Origin of the sequence: Treponema putidum (genome assembly GCF_024401155.1) — a bacterium.
In the GTDB taxonomy this organism is placed as follows: domain Bacteria; phylum Spirochaetota; class Spirochaetia; order Treponematales; family Treponemataceae; genus Treponema_B; species Treponema_B putidum.
Genome location: NZ_CP038804.1, coordinates 2,746,778 through 2,762,635, shown reverse-complemented (window position 1 = coordinate 2,762,635; position 15,858 = coordinate 2,746,778). Strand labels below are relative to the sequence as shown.

The 15,858-nt window shown below is 39.5% G+C and carries 14 protein-coding genes, 1 tRNA gene and 1 pseudogene; 13 read left to right on the top strand and 3 right to left on the bottom strand.

Features of this window, described 5'->3' with window-relative positions:
* Positions 1–108: 108 nt before the first annotated feature.
* From gyrB to E4N74_RS12755, 5 genes and pseudogenes are all read left to right on the top strand, one after another.
* A complete protein-coding gene (gene gyrB / locus E4N74_RS12775; RefSeq protein WP_044978500.1) occupies positions 109–2,025 on the top strand; it encodes a DNA topoisomerase (ATP-hydrolyzing) subunit B in 1,917 nt (638 codons plus the stop codon).
* Positions 2,026–2,046: 21 nt separating this feature from the next.
* Positions 2,047–2,766, top strand: coding sequence for a DUF5058 family protein (locus E4N74_RS12770; RefSeq protein ID WP_255818136.1), 720 nt, complete (start codon positions 2,047–2,049; stop codon positions 2,764–2,766).
* A 26-nt stretch (positions 2,767–2,792) separates the two neighbouring features.
* Positions 2,793–3,467 carry a hypothetical protein gene (locus tag E4N74_RS12765; protein ID WP_044978498.1) on the top strand — a complete coding sequence of 225 codons (675 nt, stop codon included), beginning with the start codon at positions 2,793–2,795 and terminating at the stop codon, positions 3,465–3,467.
* Positions 3,468–3,489: 22 nt separating this feature from the next.
* On the top strand, positions 3,490–4,662 hold the full coding sequence (locus E4N74_RS12760) for an RNA-binding domain-containing protein (RefSeq protein WP_255818128.1): 1,173 nt from the start codon (positions 3,490–3,492) through the stop codon (positions 4,660–4,662).
* Positions 4,659–4,847 (top strand): annotated as a pseudogene (locus tag E4N74_RS12755) (hypothetical protein); the annotation flags it as partial. The gene E4N74_RS12760 and the pseudogene E4N74_RS12755, both read left to right, overlap by 4 nt.
* A 170-nt stretch (positions 4,848–5,017) precedes the next feature.
* On the opposite strand, the gene E4N74_RS12750 reads toward E4N74_RS12755, so the two are convergent.
* From E4N74_RS12750 to E4N74_RS12740, 3 genes are all read right to left on the bottom strand, one after another.
* On the bottom strand, positions 5,018–5,986 hold the full coding sequence (locus E4N74_RS12750) for a GGDEF domain-containing protein (RefSeq protein WP_255805532.1): 969 nt from the start codon (positions 5,984–5,986) through the stop codon (positions 5,018–5,020).
* Positions 5,979–6,947: a GGDEF domain-containing protein gene (locus E4N74_RS12745; RefSeq protein WP_255805531.1), complete on the bottom strand. Its 969-nt coding sequence runs from the start codon at positions 6,945–6,947 to the stop codon at positions 5,979–5,981. Before E4N74_RS12745 ends, E4N74_RS12750 begins: the two co-directional genes overlap by 8 nt.
* 341 nt (positions 6,948–7,288) lie before the next feature.
* On the bottom strand, positions 7,289–7,990 hold the full coding sequence (locus E4N74_RS12740) for a lysoplasmalogenase (RefSeq protein WP_044978494.1): 702 nt from the start codon (positions 7,988–7,990) through the stop codon (positions 7,289–7,291).
* Between the two features lie 178 nt (positions 7,991–8,168).
* On the opposite strand from E4N74_RS12740, the gene E4N74_RS12735 reads away from it, so the two are divergent.
* From E4N74_RS12735 to E4N74_RS12700, 8 genes are all read left to right on the top strand, one after another.
* On the top strand, positions 8,169–8,942 hold the full coding sequence (locus tag E4N74_RS12735; RefSeq protein WP_044978493.1) for a TatD family hydrolase: 774 nt from the start codon (positions 8,169–8,171) through the stop codon (positions 8,940–8,942).
* A gap of 3 nt (positions 8,943–8,945) precedes the next feature.
* Positions 8,946–9,941, top strand: coding sequence for a tRNA dihydrouridine synthase DusB (gene dusB / locus E4N74_RS12730; protein WP_255818117.1), 996 nt, complete (start codon positions 8,946–8,948; stop codon positions 9,939–9,941).
* 169 nt (positions 9,942–10,110) lie between these two features.
* Positions 10,111–11,841 (top strand): M3 family oligoendopeptidase, encoded by a 1,731-nt coding sequence (locus tag E4N74_RS12725; protein WP_255818115.1) that lies wholly within the window; start codon positions 10,111–10,113, stop codon positions 11,839–11,841.
* A gap of 90 nt (positions 11,842–11,931) precedes the next feature.
* A complete protein-coding gene (locus E4N74_RS12720) occupies positions 11,932–12,390 on the top strand; it encodes a GNAT family N-acetyltransferase (protein WP_044978490.1) in 459 nt (152 codons plus the stop codon).
* 53 nt (positions 12,391–12,443) lie between these two features.
* On the top strand, positions 12,444–13,613 hold the full coding sequence (hflX, locus tag E4N74_RS12715; RefSeq protein ID WP_255818113.1) for a GTPase HflX: 1,170 nt from the start codon (positions 12,444–12,446) through the stop codon (positions 13,611–13,613).
* Between the two features lie 72 nt (positions 13,614–13,685).
* Positions 13,686–13,758, top strand: a tRNA-Ala gene (locus E4N74_RS12710).
* Between the two features lie 44 nt (positions 13,759–13,802).
* Positions 13,803–15,515 (top strand): hypothetical protein, encoded by a 1,713-nt coding sequence (locus E4N74_RS12705; protein WP_170225369.1) that lies wholly within the window; start codon positions 13,803–13,805, stop codon positions 15,513–15,515.
* A 3-nt stretch (positions 15,516–15,518) separates the two neighbouring features.
* A complete protein-coding gene (locus E4N74_RS12700; protein ID WP_255818111.1) occupies positions 15,519–15,791 on the top strand; it encodes a glutaredoxin domain-containing protein in 273 nt (90 codons plus the stop codon).
* Positions 15,792–15,858 lie beyond the last annotated feature (67 nt).

Genomic DNA, 15,858 nt, shown 5'->3' with positions numbered 1-15,858 from the left:
AGAAGCCCATTATACTACTTCTTTACTTTTTTTTGCAATAATGATATAGTGAAAAAAGGCATTTATTGTCAAATTTTATGGGAATTTATAAGTTTTTAAGGGAAAAAAATGACAAAATCAAATTATTCGGCAAATAATATTACGGTTTTAAAGGGCTTGGAAGCGGTCAGAAAAAGGCCGGGTATGTATATAGGGTCTACAGGGCCGGACGGTCTTCATCATCTTGTTTATGAGGTTGTAGATAACTGTATAGATGAGGCTATGGCCGGTTTTTGCGATAAAATTTTGGTAGTGCTTGAGCCTAACGATATTGTCCGTGTAGAAGATAACGGCCGAGGAATCCCCGTAGACATCCATCCCACCGAAAAAATAAGTGCCTTAGAGCTGGTTTTAACCCGCCTTCATGCCGGAGGTAAGTTTGACAAGGGTTCTTACAAGGTTTCAGGCGGTTTACACGGTGTAGGCGTTTCGGTTGTAAACGCTCTTTCCGTCTGGATGGAAGCCAAGGTTTACAAGGACGGCTTTGAGCATTATGCAAAGTTCGAAAAAGGCTCCATTATTGAGCCCGTAAAAAAAATAGGAGAAACCGAAAAAAGCGGTACGGTCATCAGGTGGGCAGCAGATTCTTCCATCTTTACCGAAACTACAGTATACAATTTTGAAGTGCTTGCAACCCGCTTAAGGGAATTGGCCTTTTTAAACAGTCATATTTCCATTACGATGAGGGATGAACGCCTTTCTACCCCAAAAGAGGTTACCTTCGCTTTTGGAGGCGGAATATCGCAGTTTGTTTCTTATTTAAACGAATCAAAACAAGTTTTTCCGAAAAGTCCCGTTTTTATCGAAGGCGAAAAAAACGATATTCTCTGTGAGGTTGCCATCCAATACAATGACGGATATAACGAAAACCTCCTTTCGTTTGTAAACGATATAAACACCCGCGAAGGAGGAACTCATCTTGAAGGTTTTAAAACAGCCCTCACCCGTGTAATGAACGACTTTTTAAAGAAGTATCCTAAACTTGTAAAAAAGATGGATAAGGAAGAAAAACTTACGGGCGAAGATGTCCGTGCAGGTCTTACCGCCATCGTTTCCGTCAAGGTACCCGAACCTCAATTTGAAGGACAAACAAAAACAAAGTTGGGCAACAGCGATGTTCGAGGTATAGTTGACTCATTTGTAAACGAAAAGCTCACCTTATTTTTTGAGCAAAACCCAAGCGAAGTGGAAAAGGTCTTGGAAAAATGCGTCGCAGAGGCCGCCGCCAGAATTGCTGCAAGAAAGGCAAAGGAAGCTACCAGACGGAAAAGCGGTTTGGACAGTTTCGGCCTTCCGGGGAAACTTGCAGACTGTTCTTTAAAGGATCCTGAATCTTGCGAAGTTTACATAGTTGAGGGAGACTCTGCGGGCGGTTCTGCAAAAAAAGGAAGGGACAGCAAGACGCAGGCCATCCTGCCCCTTTGGGGAAAAATGCTTAATGTCGAAAAAACCCGTCTCGACAAGGTGGTAAATAACGAAAAGCTTCAGCCTATTATTGCGACCCTCGGAACCGGCATCGGAAAAGATTTTAATATAGAAAAATTACGCTATCATAAGGTTATAATAATGGCCGATGCCGATGTTGACGGCTCCCATATCCGAACCCTTCTTTTAACCTTCTTTTTTAGGTACATGCCTCAGGTTATCGAAAAAGGCCATGTGTACCTTGCCATGCCTCCTCTTTATAAAATTTCTCACAATAAAAAAGAATGGTATGTTTACAATGATGATGAAAGAGATTCCGTTTTGGACCAAATAGGACGCGGAAACAATGCGGCCGTTCAGCGGTACAAGGGTTTGGGCGAAATGGACGGAACCCAGCTTTGGGAGACAACAATGGATCCTGCAAGACGGAAAATGATGAGGGTTACCCTCCCCGATGCCGTTGAAGCCGACAGAATTTTCAGCACCCTAATGGGCGAAGAAGTCGAGCCCCGACGAAAGTTCATCGAAGAAAATGCCGTCTATGCAAATCTGGATGTGTGATATCTAATTTAAGGAGTATGTATGTTTGATGTTAATAGTTCTATTCTCTTTTGGTTTGCAGGAGTTGTAATACTCTTTGTTTTAATTCAATCCGTCTCTTTTTTGATAAAGGCTTTAAAGCGGGCAAAAGAGCTCAATATGTCCAAAAAAAAGATAAAGCAAATTATCTCGGGAGCGGCGATTTTTACGGTTGCCCCAGCTATTTCCATAATTTTGGGCATGATAAGCCTTTCTAAATTTTTAGGCCTTCCTCTGCCCTGGCTCCGGCTTTCGGTTTTAGGGGCTTTAACCTATGAACTTACGGCGGCAAGCACGGCAGCTTCCGTCTTAGATATTCCCTTGGATCAGCCTATTGCAGATGCAGCAGCCTATACGACTATTTCTTGGGTTATGGCTCTTGGAATAATTTCGGGGATTGTCGTGATTGCTCTTTTTCTGCCTAAGATGCAAAAAAATCTTATTAAGATGAAGTCCAAGGATGAAAAATGGAGTAAGCTCCTCATCGATGCCCTTTTTATGGGAATGATTTCCGCCTTTTTAGGAATGATATTTTCTGAAATCAGGTTCGGGCTTAAGGGCTGGATTCCGGTTTTTGTGATGTTCTTTTCGGCTCTTTTAATGCTTATCTGCGGTTTAATCGTAAAAAAAACAAGCGCTAAATGGCTTGAAAGCTATGCGATGCCGATAAGCCTTTTGGGCGGGATGGCATTTTCCATTCCGATTACTATGTTGATAGTTTAAATTGTCTAAGTTTATAGGAGAATTTTATGCAAGATAAACAAATCGAATTCAGCTCATACGAAAAAAGCATACATAGGTGGGGAAGAACATGGATGATAATAGCCATTATAATGTTTCTTTCTTATCCTCTTTTTACCTGTATTTACTATAATACTTGGCCTAATTTTTGGCTCCTTTTAAGGGGGCTTTTCGGTGTGGCCGTTGTTTTTTGGCCGGTAGGCATTATCGAAGCCTTTACCTTTGCACCCATGCTCGGTGCAGGCGGGACATATGTAGGCTTTATTACAGGAAACCTAACGAACCTAAAAGTCCCCTGCGGAGTTTTGGCTTTGGAAGCTGCAAAGGTTGAGGCCAATACCGAAGAAGGTGATGTGGTTACTACAATAGCCGTCGCAGTTTCTTCCATTACTACAACCCTCATCTTGGTGTTGGGAATGCTTTTATTGACTCAATTAAAACCCATATTGGAATCTCCCATCATGGCACCGGCCTTTAAAAATATCCTGCCAGCCCTTTTCGGCGGCCTCTTGGTAGTCTTCGTTGCAAAAAATCCTAAGATTGCCGTAGTCCCATTCGTTTTTATGCTGATTCTTTTTATTGCAATGCCTCAACTTGGAAAGGCCATAAGCATGCTCATCCCTGTAGGAGCCGCAATCACAATTATCTACACAAGGATAATGTATAAAAAGGGGAAGATATAAAAATAAATGGAGATATGCATTTATGAATACTAAAGATATATTGGAAATTATTACATTGGGAGAAACAAGCAAAGTTCAATTTAAACAAGATTTGCCTAATTTGGAAAGCATAGCACAAGAAATTGTTGCAATGTCTAATTCCATAGGCGGGCTTATTTTAATTGGAATTAAGGATGTTACCGGCGGCATAGTAGGCTTATCTCCCGAAAAAATAGAGGATTATGATAAAAGGATATCTCAAGCTGCCGATAATTTAAAGCCTCCTGTTTATATTGCAACCGAAGTATTAAAAATAGAAACCCCTGAAACTAAATATATTTTAGCTATTCATATTCAAGAAGGAATAAATAAACCTTATAAAACATCAAAAGGCGAAATATTTATAAAACAAGGAGCAAATAAAAGACTTGTTACCGATAATTCGGAAATAATGCGTTTATTCCAACAAAGTGCAAATTTGCTTGCAGATGAAATGGAAGTTTATGGATCCTCCGTCGATGATATCAATAAAGAAAAATTTTCAGACTTTTTTAAAAAAGAATTCGGTACAACATACGAAGATAAAGGATTAAATCTTGAGCAGGCCTTAAAAGCAAAACGGGTTTTGCGAAATGAACACTTAACGCTTGCGGGATTACTTTTTTTTGGGAAAAATCCTCAAGAAATAAAACCGGCTTTTACGATTAAATTTGTTTCTTTTTTTGGAAACGATATATCGGGAAATTACTATAGAAATAAACCTTCAGATCTAAAAGGTACAATTCCTCAGCTCTTTGATGAAGCTATGAGATATTTAAAATCTTGTTTACACCATGTTCAAAAAGAACAGGGTTTTAATTCGACAGGTATTCTTGAAATCTCCGAAATAGCTCTTATTGAAATATTACAAAATGCCTTGCTGCATAGAGATTATTTTAAAAATTCCCCTATTAGAATTCTCATTTTTGATAATAGAGTTGAAATAATTAGCCCGGGTAAACTGCCTAATAACCTGACTGTCGAAGAAATAAAATTCGGAAATCCCGTAATAAGAAATAACCAATTAGTTTCTTACGCTTTACATCTTTTACCTTTTAGCGGTTTAGGGTCAGGAATTAAAAGAGCTATATCCGAACAGCCTAATATAGAATTAATAAATGATATTCAAGGTGAACAATTTAAAGTAATTATACCAAGACCGGAAAAATCTAAATGAGCAAATATCCTTTTATTAGGACATTTAAGCTTTTTTTTAAATCCTCGCCTTTTAGGATAAGTGCCGTAATTGTGCTGACCCTTGCCTTAGGCGTTTTCCCATCTTTAAGAATTTTTATTTCGATGAAGCTAATAGACTTAATTGCAGAGCTTTTACAAAACTCAAAGGAGATTGTCTTTGGGGAAACGAACTTGGCCTAAGAAATTAGTTTATGGTATAATCAATACAATCAATAACAAATCTTTTATAAAAAGGAATTTTTAGCATATAAAATTTCTACCGACTTTGTAGAGCTGGGAAGTGTCTAAGATGAATATCATTGATTATGTTAAAGAACACACTCCGGTAAAACTTTCTATTTTTGATAAACAAAGACCCTGTTCCTACCGCCCTCTTTTGCTGAATAAAGAGCCGTATCGGAAAATTTTAAGAGTTCAGGTGTAGTCATCTTTTCGTCATATACGGCAAGGCCTATAGAACATGAAACCCGTAATTCAGGGTGTTCTTGAAAAGTTAAAGCATTAACTTCGGTACATACCCTTTTACACTGATATTCGGCTCTTTCCAATATTCCTCTGATAATAAACGAAAATTCATCTCCGCCGTACCGGATTAAAATATCGTCAGTATCAAAATTGCGCTTAAAAACTTCGACAATGGATAACAGAACCTTGTCGCAAAAGACGGCTCCATAATCTTTATTAAGCCGGCCAAAGTGATCAATATCTACCATGGCAAAGCTGACCCCGATATGCTGGCGGACACAGCGTTTAAGAAGGCTTTCAAAAGATTCATCTAAATATCTTCGATTGTAAAGCCCTGTAAACTCGTCGGTAATAGCTCTTTTTTTTGCATCATCACCCCACCGGATTATCTGCGACAAAAGGCCGTCCGTCTTACTTAATCGGCTGCCGGTAATCTTAAGCATATTGTACAAAACCGTCGAAGCTATTTTCGGCTGATCTATAATTAAAGAAGAAAAATCTTGAGATTTTAGAACAAGACAGGAAGTAGGTTCAACAGCTTGGCATGTCGCCGAGCGGTGCTCTTGTTCCAGCATTGCCATTTCACCGAAAAAATCTCCCGCTCCCAGACGGACAAGCTCTATTTCCTTTCCTTCCGATTTTACCGAAACGGAAATAGTGCCTTTTACTATGATAAAAAGCTCATTGCCCGATTCTCCTTCATAGACAAGAGCATGACCTGCTTCAAATTCGGCATAAAACATTGCCTCAGCTAAAACTTCAATTTCTTTTATAGAAAGATGGTCAAAAAGCCGCGCCTTTTGTAAAATTTCAAGCCATTTTTGTTTTGAGCTATTCATTTATGTCCTCCTCAAAGAGAATCAGAGAGCCTCCGCGCCCCCGTCCGATAAGAGGTATCTCGGCACATCGTTTTATAAAGTCAGTTTTTTCAATCTTCGTATCGGGATAAAGTAAAATGCCTAAACTCATGCTCAATTTAAAGGGGCTGTTTAAAACCGGAGAAATATCGAGGCTTTCAAGCTCCGACTTTATTTTTTCGGCTAAAACAGCTGAGGCTTTTCTTCCCTGCTCAGGCGTTAAAACGGCAAATTCGTTTCCCTGATAACGGATTAGAACCGAATCCGTATCCAAAAAACGGCTTAAATGATTACCTATAAAGGTAAGACAGGCATCTCCTTTTTCGTGGCCGTAGGTGTCGTTTATAGCTTTAAAGTTGTCGGGTTTCATCATAATTAGAGAAAAAGAGCTTTTCATAAACTTTGCAATGTTTTCTTCAAGATAGGCCTTGTTTAAAAGCCCTGTAAGCTTATCGCCATAAACCTGCTTTTGCAATTCTTGCATAATGGGGGAGTTTTCTTTTATTAAAGAGTTAGCCTTTCGGGTTCTTCTTGAAACCATTACCAAGTAAGACTTTAAAAGTTGAGCGTAGGTTATAGGATTATCCTTAAAAACGTCTTCCATAGGAGTGCCTTCTTTAGGAAAAGAAAGAATAATAGAATCTTCATTGGCAGAAGCTATAGCTTTTTGCTCCTCGCCTGTCAGCATTGCCGTTTCTCCGAACATTTCACCGCTTACAAATTCGGCAAGAACTGAATTATCTTCAGGCGATAAAATTATAACATTCCCTTCTACAATAATATAAAAACGGTCTCCCTTTGCGTCCTGCCTAAAAATGATATCCCCTTTTTGATAGCTGTCTACCCCTGCCTTATCGGCTATGTCTTTTAAGTAGATTTCATCCCATCCTGCAAAAAGAGGAGCTTTACTCAAAGCCTCTATTTTCCGTTTATCAGTAATCATGCATACCACCTCGTAGTATTATAGCATATTTTCGATAAAAGAAAAGTGCATAGTAAAAAAAATCGGAAAAGAAGTTAAAAACTTATTCATAAAGCAATTCTTCCATGCCGCATATATATCACCTTGAACATTTGTCTTTCAGCTATTTTCATAAGCATCTTACCTCATTTTAGATTTTTGCGTCTTTCCGCATTTTTCTAAAATATAATTATGCATATATTCTTACATATCAACTTGACTCAAAAAGGCCAACCATATTGTAACTGTAAAAAATAAGCGGCAGCGGATAAACACCCGCAGCCGCTTACCGATTTGAATTACTAAAGACTCTTATTAAACCATTAAGCTCCGATAATTCCTATGGCTCCGAATACAATTAAAACTTGGGCAAAAATATAAGTTATCATAATAAGAAAGCGCATTCCGGCCTTGCCGCCAAAAAAGTATTTAGCTGAAACCATAGTGTCCGATATAATAAACAAAACACTTCCAATAGCGGCCAATATAAGCCCTATGGACGGGTTTGCAAAGGCAAAAACTATAAAAATCCAGCTCATTAGTGATATTATAAGTCCGTAAGCCACTACAATAGGTTTAAGCCCTTTTAATTGTTTTTTAGTTCTCATTATAATATAAACAATTGCCGCTAAAAAGATCAATGCCGCTACAATTCCGGGGATAATGGGAATATATTCAACCTTAGCACCGAGTATTGCAAAAACTATATAAGATATTTGTGTAATTGCAAAAAATAAGATACCAAGAGCAAAATTCTGTTTTTCCCTATCAAAAAGAAGTATTGCATCTCCCAAAAAACTGAAAACCAAAGCAATTATTATTAAAACATTCAATATTGAAAATGTTTTAATACTTACAAAGCTGAAGGCCAAAAAGAATAAAAGAAGGGCCGGCATCAGCATAAATTTTGTCATATCAGCCCATTTTTGTCTTTGCTGAAAGCACTTGATTAAATGAATAATCGAAATAACTAAAAACAAGGCAAGAGCTGCAATACACAAAGGATCTAAACATTCATTATACATATATACCTCCAAAAATATACTTATACGATAATCATATACTGAAATCATCAAAAAAGCAAGATATTTTTAAAATTTAAGTTGACGATTAAGCATTTCTATGCTATCCTGTACAGGACGGTAATATTACCTTAATTAATAGGTAAAAATTTATTATATCAATTTTACATGGAAGAATAATATGCAGATTTTTGATACTCATGCTCATGTCGGGTTGATCTATTCCGATCCGATTGAGCAATTACGCGTTGTGCAGGAAGCCCGCCAAGGCTCTGTAATGAGAATAGTAAGTATATGTAACAGTTTACACGACTTTTCCAAGGTGTATGAAACTCTTAGGTTTTCACCGGCGGTATACCATGCCGTAGGTGTATCTCCGTCTGAAGTTACATCTCCCGGAAAAGACTGGCAAAAAACAATAGAAGAAAGCTTAAAATTACCAAATGTAGTGGCTGTAGGAGAAATAGGCCTTGATTATTGCAAAAAATACGGGGATAAACGCTCCCAGATTGAGCTTTTTATAGCCCAGCTTGACATTGCCTCAAAGGCAGGTTTTCCGGTAATTATTCACAATAGAGAAGCCGGAAAAGATCTTCTTGATATCTTAAAGGAAAGGATTCCCAAAGAAGGAGGCGTTTTACATTGCTATTCAGAAGACGATATTTATGCAAAAGAAGCCTTAAAGCTTCCTCTGTACTTCTCCTTTGCAGGAAATTTGACTTACCGCAATGCAAGAAATTTGCATGATACGGTTTTAGCCCTTCCCCTTGACCGCATCGTAGTCGAATCTGAAAGCCCCTTTATGCCCCCATCGGTATATCGCGGCCAAAGAAATATGCCGGCCAACACCATCGAAACCGTGAAGTTTATGGCGGAAATGCTGGGTAAAGATATTGAAGAACTTGCCGATCAACTTTGGAAAAACAGCTGTAAGCTCTTCCGGCTGCCCGAATAAAACATGGAAGAATTGCTTTACAAGCCCGTCTCAATAGGCGGGCTTCTTTTATCGGGGAACATCTTTTTAGCCCCTGTTGCAGGCTACTCCGACAAGGCATTCCGTTCCATCTGCGTGGACTGCGGTGCGGATTTTACATACACCGAAATGGTCTCTTCGGAGGCCGTCGTGCGGAATTCCGAAAAAACCGAAACCCTTATCGGAAGAGCGCCTAACGAAAAGGCCTATGCCGTACAGATATTCGGATCAAACCCCGAATACATGGCAAAAACAGCCGTCATAATTGCCGAAAAATATTCTCCCGAATGTATCGACATAAATTCGGGCTGCCCCATGGCAAAGATTACCAAAAACGGAGCCGGATCAGCTTTGATGACGGACATTTCCCTTTTGTACAGGATTGTAAAGGCGGTAAACGATGCAATGGAGCCATATAAGATTCCCGTAACCCTAAAAATACGGTCGGGCTTTACCGCCGACAAACTTAACTGGAAAGAAGCTGCCGCAGCCGCCATAGATGCGGGAATTAAAATGCTCACCCTCCATCCTCGAACCCGTACCCAAATGTATTCAGGAAAGGCCGATTGGAACATCCTTGGCGAGCTGGTTCAATTTGCAAGGCCTTATAAAATCCCTATTTTCGGATCGGGAGATTTGTTTTTGCCCGAAGACGCTAAAAAAATGCTTGAAAAAACAGGCTGTGCAGGCATAATGTTTGCCCGAGGCGCTATGGGAAACCCCTTTATTTTTACCCAAACAAGGGAGCTCTTAACCACTGGAACATACAGCGAAATAAGCCCTGAAGAAAAAATCCGCACAGGCTTAAAAGAATTGATGTTTTTATGCGGCGAAAAAGGAGAAGAAAAAGGCTGCCGTGAAATGCGTAAACGCTTTGCCGCCTACACCAAGGGCATACCGAACGGATCCCGCCTCCGTCAAGAATTGGTACAAGCCTCGACAATAGCGGAGTATAAAACTATAATTCAAAGAGCTTTTTAGTATTTCTTGGCCTTTCTTCAAATCCCTTTGAGCTCTTGGCATCTTTGCGGTTAAATTAAATAAACCGCAAAGGGTAAATTAAAGAATATCTTACCAAAACCCATTCAATTGACATAAGGCTAATTCTTTTATATACTTGTTTTGTAAAAAACTTTTTTCAGGAGAACTTATGTCAGACACATCTACAGTAAAAACTTTGCCTTTGGTTCCTTTTAAGGAAATGCCTTATACGAGGCCGGATATGAAAGCTATTGAAAAGGGCTTTGCCGATGCCCTATCTAAATTTAAGGCAGCCTCTTCGGTAAAAGAACAGATAGAAGCTATCGATATGGTGCAGGCTATCAACCGCGAGTACAGCACTATGTCGTCTTTGGCCTCTGTCAGGCATACTATCGATACAAGGGATGAATTCTACGATAAAGAGAATGACTTTTATGATGAAGCAGGGCCTCTCTTTAGTAAACTTTCAAACGAATTCGGTGCAGAAATGGTCAAATCCAAATTCAGAGCCGAGCTAGAAAAGGAATTCGGCCATCAAATCTTTGATTTAACCGATTTAGCCCTAAAGGTATTCAGTCCCGAAATTATGGACGACCTTATGACCGAAAACAAACTGGCCAGCAAATACAGTAAGCTCATTGCTTCTGCTCAAATCGAATTTCAAGGCGAAAAACGAACCCTTTCCCAATTAAGTCCCTTTATGCAAAACATGGACAGAGAGGTAAGAAAGGCGGCGGCAAAGGCCTACTACGGTTTTTTTGAAGAAAATGAAGCCGAATTCGATTCTATCTATGATGAGCTTGTAAAGGTACGCACAAAGATAGCCAAAAAACTGGGCTATAAAAACTTTGTTCAGCTTGCCTATGACCGGCTTGGCAGAACCGAATACAATGCCGAAATGGTCGCAAAATACCGCAAGCAGATTTACGAGCTTGTTGTTCCCATTGCCCAAAGTTTAAAAAAACGCCAAAGCAAGAGGTTAAAGCTCGATAAGGTTTATTATTACGACACCGGGCTTAAATACCTTACGGGAAATGCCGTTCCTCAAGGCGAGCCTGATTGGATTGTAGAACAGGCAAAGAAGATGTACAACGAGCTATCGCCCGAAACAAGCGAATTCTTTACGATGATGACCGGTTACGGCCTTATGGACTTACTTTCTACTAAGGGAAAGGCGGGAGGCGGCTATTGTACGGGCTTTCCTCTGTACAAGGTTCCCTTTATCTTTGCAAACTTTAACAAAACCCAGCACGATGTCGAGGTTATGACTCACGAGGCAGGCCATGCCTTCCAAGCTTATCAAAGCAGAAATGCACGTCTTCTCGAATACGGATGGCCGACCCTTGAGGCTTGCGAAATTCACTCGATGAGTATGGAGTTTTTTACATGGCCATGGATGGAGCTTTTCTTTAAACACCAAACCGAAAAATTTAAGTTTACCCATCTTTCCGGTGCCTTCGAATTTCTTCCCTATGGAGCGACCGTCGATGAGTTCCAGCATTGGGTATATGAAAATCCCGAAGCAAGCCCTGCCGAAAGAAAGGCCGAATGGCATAAAATCGAATTAAAGTACGATCCTTCAATCGATTATGCCGATAACGGCTACCTAAACCGAGGCGGTTTTTGGGTAAAGCAGGGGCACATCTTTGCTTCCCCATTCTATTACATCGACTACACCTTGGCTCAAGTTTGTGCCTTACAGTTCTGGGTAAAAGCCAATGCCGACCGAAAAAAGGCTTGGGAAGATTATTTGCGCCTTTGCAAGGCCGGCGGAAGCCTTCCCTTCTTGGAGCTTTTAAAACTTGCAAACCTAAAAAATCCCTTTGAAGAAGGCTGCATCGCTTCGGTTACCCCTGAATGTGAAAAATGGCTTAATTCGATAGACGATTCAAAACTTTAATCATAAGGGCTTACCTAAAATCGGGTAAGCCCTTGTTTTTTTAAGGGCTTAGATATAGAATAAGTTTAAAAAGCAAAATAGGAGTTATTTATGATAAAAATTATCAAAATAGAAAACAAAGACGAAAAAGCAAAAATTGTCGAAGAAGTTTTGACTGATTTACCGGAATGGTTCGGCTTGCCTGAAAGCACAAAAGAGTATATCAATGATTCAAAAGAATTGGATTTATGGGCAGCAAAGGAAAATGATGAAATTATCGGGTTTATAACATTAACCGAATCGAGCCCCGATTGTGCTGATGTGCATTGCATGGGAGTAAAAAAACTATATCACAATAAGGGAATCGGCACATTATTATTTAATGAGCTAAAAAAATTTGCTTCAACTAAATATGATTATATACAGGTAAAAACGGTAGATGAAGGTCATTATAAAGAATATGACCAAACAATAGCCTTTTACAAAAAACAAGGATTTAAAAAATTAGAAGTTTTTCCCACACTTTGGGATGAATGGAATCCGTGTTTGATAATGATTAAAAAATTATAAAAATGCAACCATTGGCAGTCTAACAGATTGATAATTTACAAGGAGCTAGCGGCATGTATATAACCGATAACGAAACAAAAAAGGCCTTACTCATTTTTACGGATATATTTTCAAGTTCGGCCTCAAATTCTCATATAAGCCGCTCTTCCTTGCATGAAAAAAGTGCGGATGCCCTAAAAGAAATAGAAGAAAAAGAGCTAAAAAGCCTTGTTAAGACCATCTTTTTAGAGCCCCTATCCTCCCTCCGTTTTAAAATAGCAAAAGAAAACCCTGCAACTCTTGTAGGCTCGGGGCAGCTTGAAAAAATTGCCCAAGCTATCGAAGAAGAAGGAGCTGACCTTGTTGTCTTTAATAGTGCAGTAAGCCCCCGTATTCAGCGAAACCTTGAAGCAGCCCTAAACACCTGCGTTATAGACCGCTCCGAGGTTATTATCCAAATATTTGCGGACAGGGCTCAAACAAGGGAGGCAGTCTTGCAGGCTGAACTCGCCCGTTTAGAATACTCTATGCCCCGCCTTACCAGAAGATGGACGAGCCTTGCCCAGCAAAGGGGCGGGGCAAAGGGAACGAGAGGAGCTTCCAGAGGTGCCGGTGAAAAAAAGCTGGAACTTGACAGAAGACGGTTAAAAACCGAAATTTCCAAGCTCAAAAAAGAAGTCGAGCGGGTAAGACTTCAAAGGAGTGAGCAGCGTAAAACCCGCTTAAACGGGGATAAGAAAATAGGAGCCATCGTAGGCTACACAAATGCCGGAAAATCCTCCCTGTTAAAAAAACTTTCCGGAACGGAAGTATTTACCGAAGATAAGCTCTTTGCCACCCTTGATGCCGAAACCAGAAAAGTTTTTTTACAAACAGCCGAAAAAAATATTCAAATTCTATTGACCGACACCGTAGGCTTTGTAAGCAATCTTCCTCACCAGTTGATTGATGCCTTCCGCTCTACCTTAGAAGAAGCGGCTCTTGCAGACTTTTTAATAATAGTATGCGATGCAGCCCATCCTGCAATGCCGGAATGTCTTGAAGTAACAAAAAAGGTCTTAGACGAGCTTTCCTGCGGTAATAAGCCCTCTATAATTGCCGTAAACAAAACGGATGACGTTTTTGATGAGGCTCAAATACTTAGCTTAAAAGAGCATTACCCCGAACTTGTTGAAATATCGGTTAAGACGGGAAGAGGGATTGAACAGCTAAAAGAAAAAATAAGCGGTATGATTATTTTGTAATAAATAGCGGATAATTCTTTAAATACACTTGACATAGTATTAGCTTTATTGATATAATCCTTTCGTGTTGATGGGGATATAGCTCAATTGGTAGAGCGCTTGCATGGCATGCAAGAGGTCAGGGGTTCAATTCCCCTTATCTCCAGTTGGTATATTATCGGCGTATTGATTTAATAAGGCGGCTAATCAGTGGATTCGACAACAGAAATAGATCTTGATGAGCTTCTCAAAGATGTAGTAATGCCTTCCGGCAGCAGCACTGCACCATCTTCCTCTACGCCCGAAGGACTTGACTTTGATATAAATCAGGCTAATCCTTTTCCAAATATAAAAGCCGGAGGTCTAAGCAAGGAGACTATGTTTTCAATGGCTCCTGAAGCGAGGGGCGAAAAAAAAAGAGACCCGAGCGAGCCTGATCTTACCTTAACTCATTTTGAAAAAGTTGAAAAATTTTTTTCTGATACCCCGCACACTTTGTTTGATACTGCTGAGTTTTACAAGACAGTTTTAAAAGGCGAAGGCGAGAATGCTCAGCGTCTTCATGCAGCTCTTACTAAATTTTTAACAGCTACAGACCCTAAAGATCGGAGCGTATTCAGGCAGCAAGTAGAATCTTCTTATTGGAATCTTGTTTCCGATATGATTATGAAAATAGCCTCCGGAAAATCTTCAAAAGAAAAGCAATATGCAGTAAGGTACGGACTTGTTCTTCCTACCCTTTTAACCACAGAACAAAAAAATATGTTTGCAAAAATAATAGACGAGAATACATATTGTGAGGCCGTATATTATTTGGATGAATGGTTCAGAGAAATAGGAATAGGAAAAATCACCCCTTCGGCAACAGACGAAGTTAAAATTTCAAAAAGAGACGATAACTCAAGATTTAATCAGCTTTTAGAAAAGGCAAAGGGAAAACTTCAAACTGCCGATAATTTGCTAAGAGCAAAATCGGAAGAAATCAGCCGCTTTGAAGACTCCATAAAACAGCAAATTGACAGCATGTTCTCTCATGATATGCTGGCTAATTTTTCCAACGTAAAATCGCCTTATTCAGAATCTCAAAAACAGCAGATCATGCAAATAAACGAAAAGCTGAAAAAACTTCTCAATTCTGATAAAGAGTTGCAAAGCTGCATTTCGGATTATAAAGAAGCCGATGCGGATGTACGCAGCTTGAGGGAAAAGGCCGATGCTTCCGGAGGAATCACGACCAATATGTCCGGGGCTGAAGGAGAATTCGATACCGTAAAACAAATGGCTAAGATGACATGCGGACGAAAAGGCAATCACTTTCCGATTTTATCCCGTGAATATTTTAGAAGCTCATCAAAGGAGCTAGGTACCCGTGAAAATGTTTTAAGAGAACTGAAGTGGCTTGAAGACATAGATGTTCAGGCTTATTGCCGTCAATATAAAAATCAACTAAACCGAATACCGCCCTTTGTTATCTTAGTTCCGACTTACGGGGATATAGGTTTTTGCTGGGAACCCTTTGACCGCTATAATAGGGTTACAAGTAGAGGAAGGATAGTAATTCCGATGTATCCTAAAAGTCTAAAAGTTTCGCTCTTAATGGCTACTGCGGATTTACGCTGGCAGGTTGCTAAGGAAAAAGCCTCTTACTACTGGATGGAAGAAGGTTTGACCGGCAATTATTACCAATGGTTTCAAAACCAAAAGCTAAAAGGCGACATAAAGGAATATTTTATTCAGGATTATATAACTTGGATGATAAAAGAAAGCGAAGGCATTCAAAAATTAGACAAGGAAGTTAGAGAAGTGTTTTGGCGGTATATGCCCTTTTCTGACTCGATTAAGGCAAAACTCAAGGATAGGGCATTGGTATATCAGGAGCTTTGCCAAAGAGATTTAAACCGCCAAATGTCGGATGGGTACTAAAATATGAGAAAACAATTATTTTTATTCGGTAGTAAATTATGCCCCGATTGCGGGCCTGCAAAGGAATATTTAGAAAGAAAAGGAGTAAAGTTCCGTTATTTTGACATTACTGAAGACTTAGGTTATCTAAAGTTTTTGTTAAAGTATCGGGATGAAAGGGCTGAATTTGCTCAGCTCAAAAAGGAGGGAAAAATCGGCATTCCATGCTTGATGATTGGAGACGGCGAAGAGTTTATATTTGACGTTAAAGAGGCTGACCTGTCAAAATGGTCTTAATCTATTGACTGTCTTATGACTATCTTTACACTAACTTATGCCGATTGGTATTTAGGCTAATCCTAAA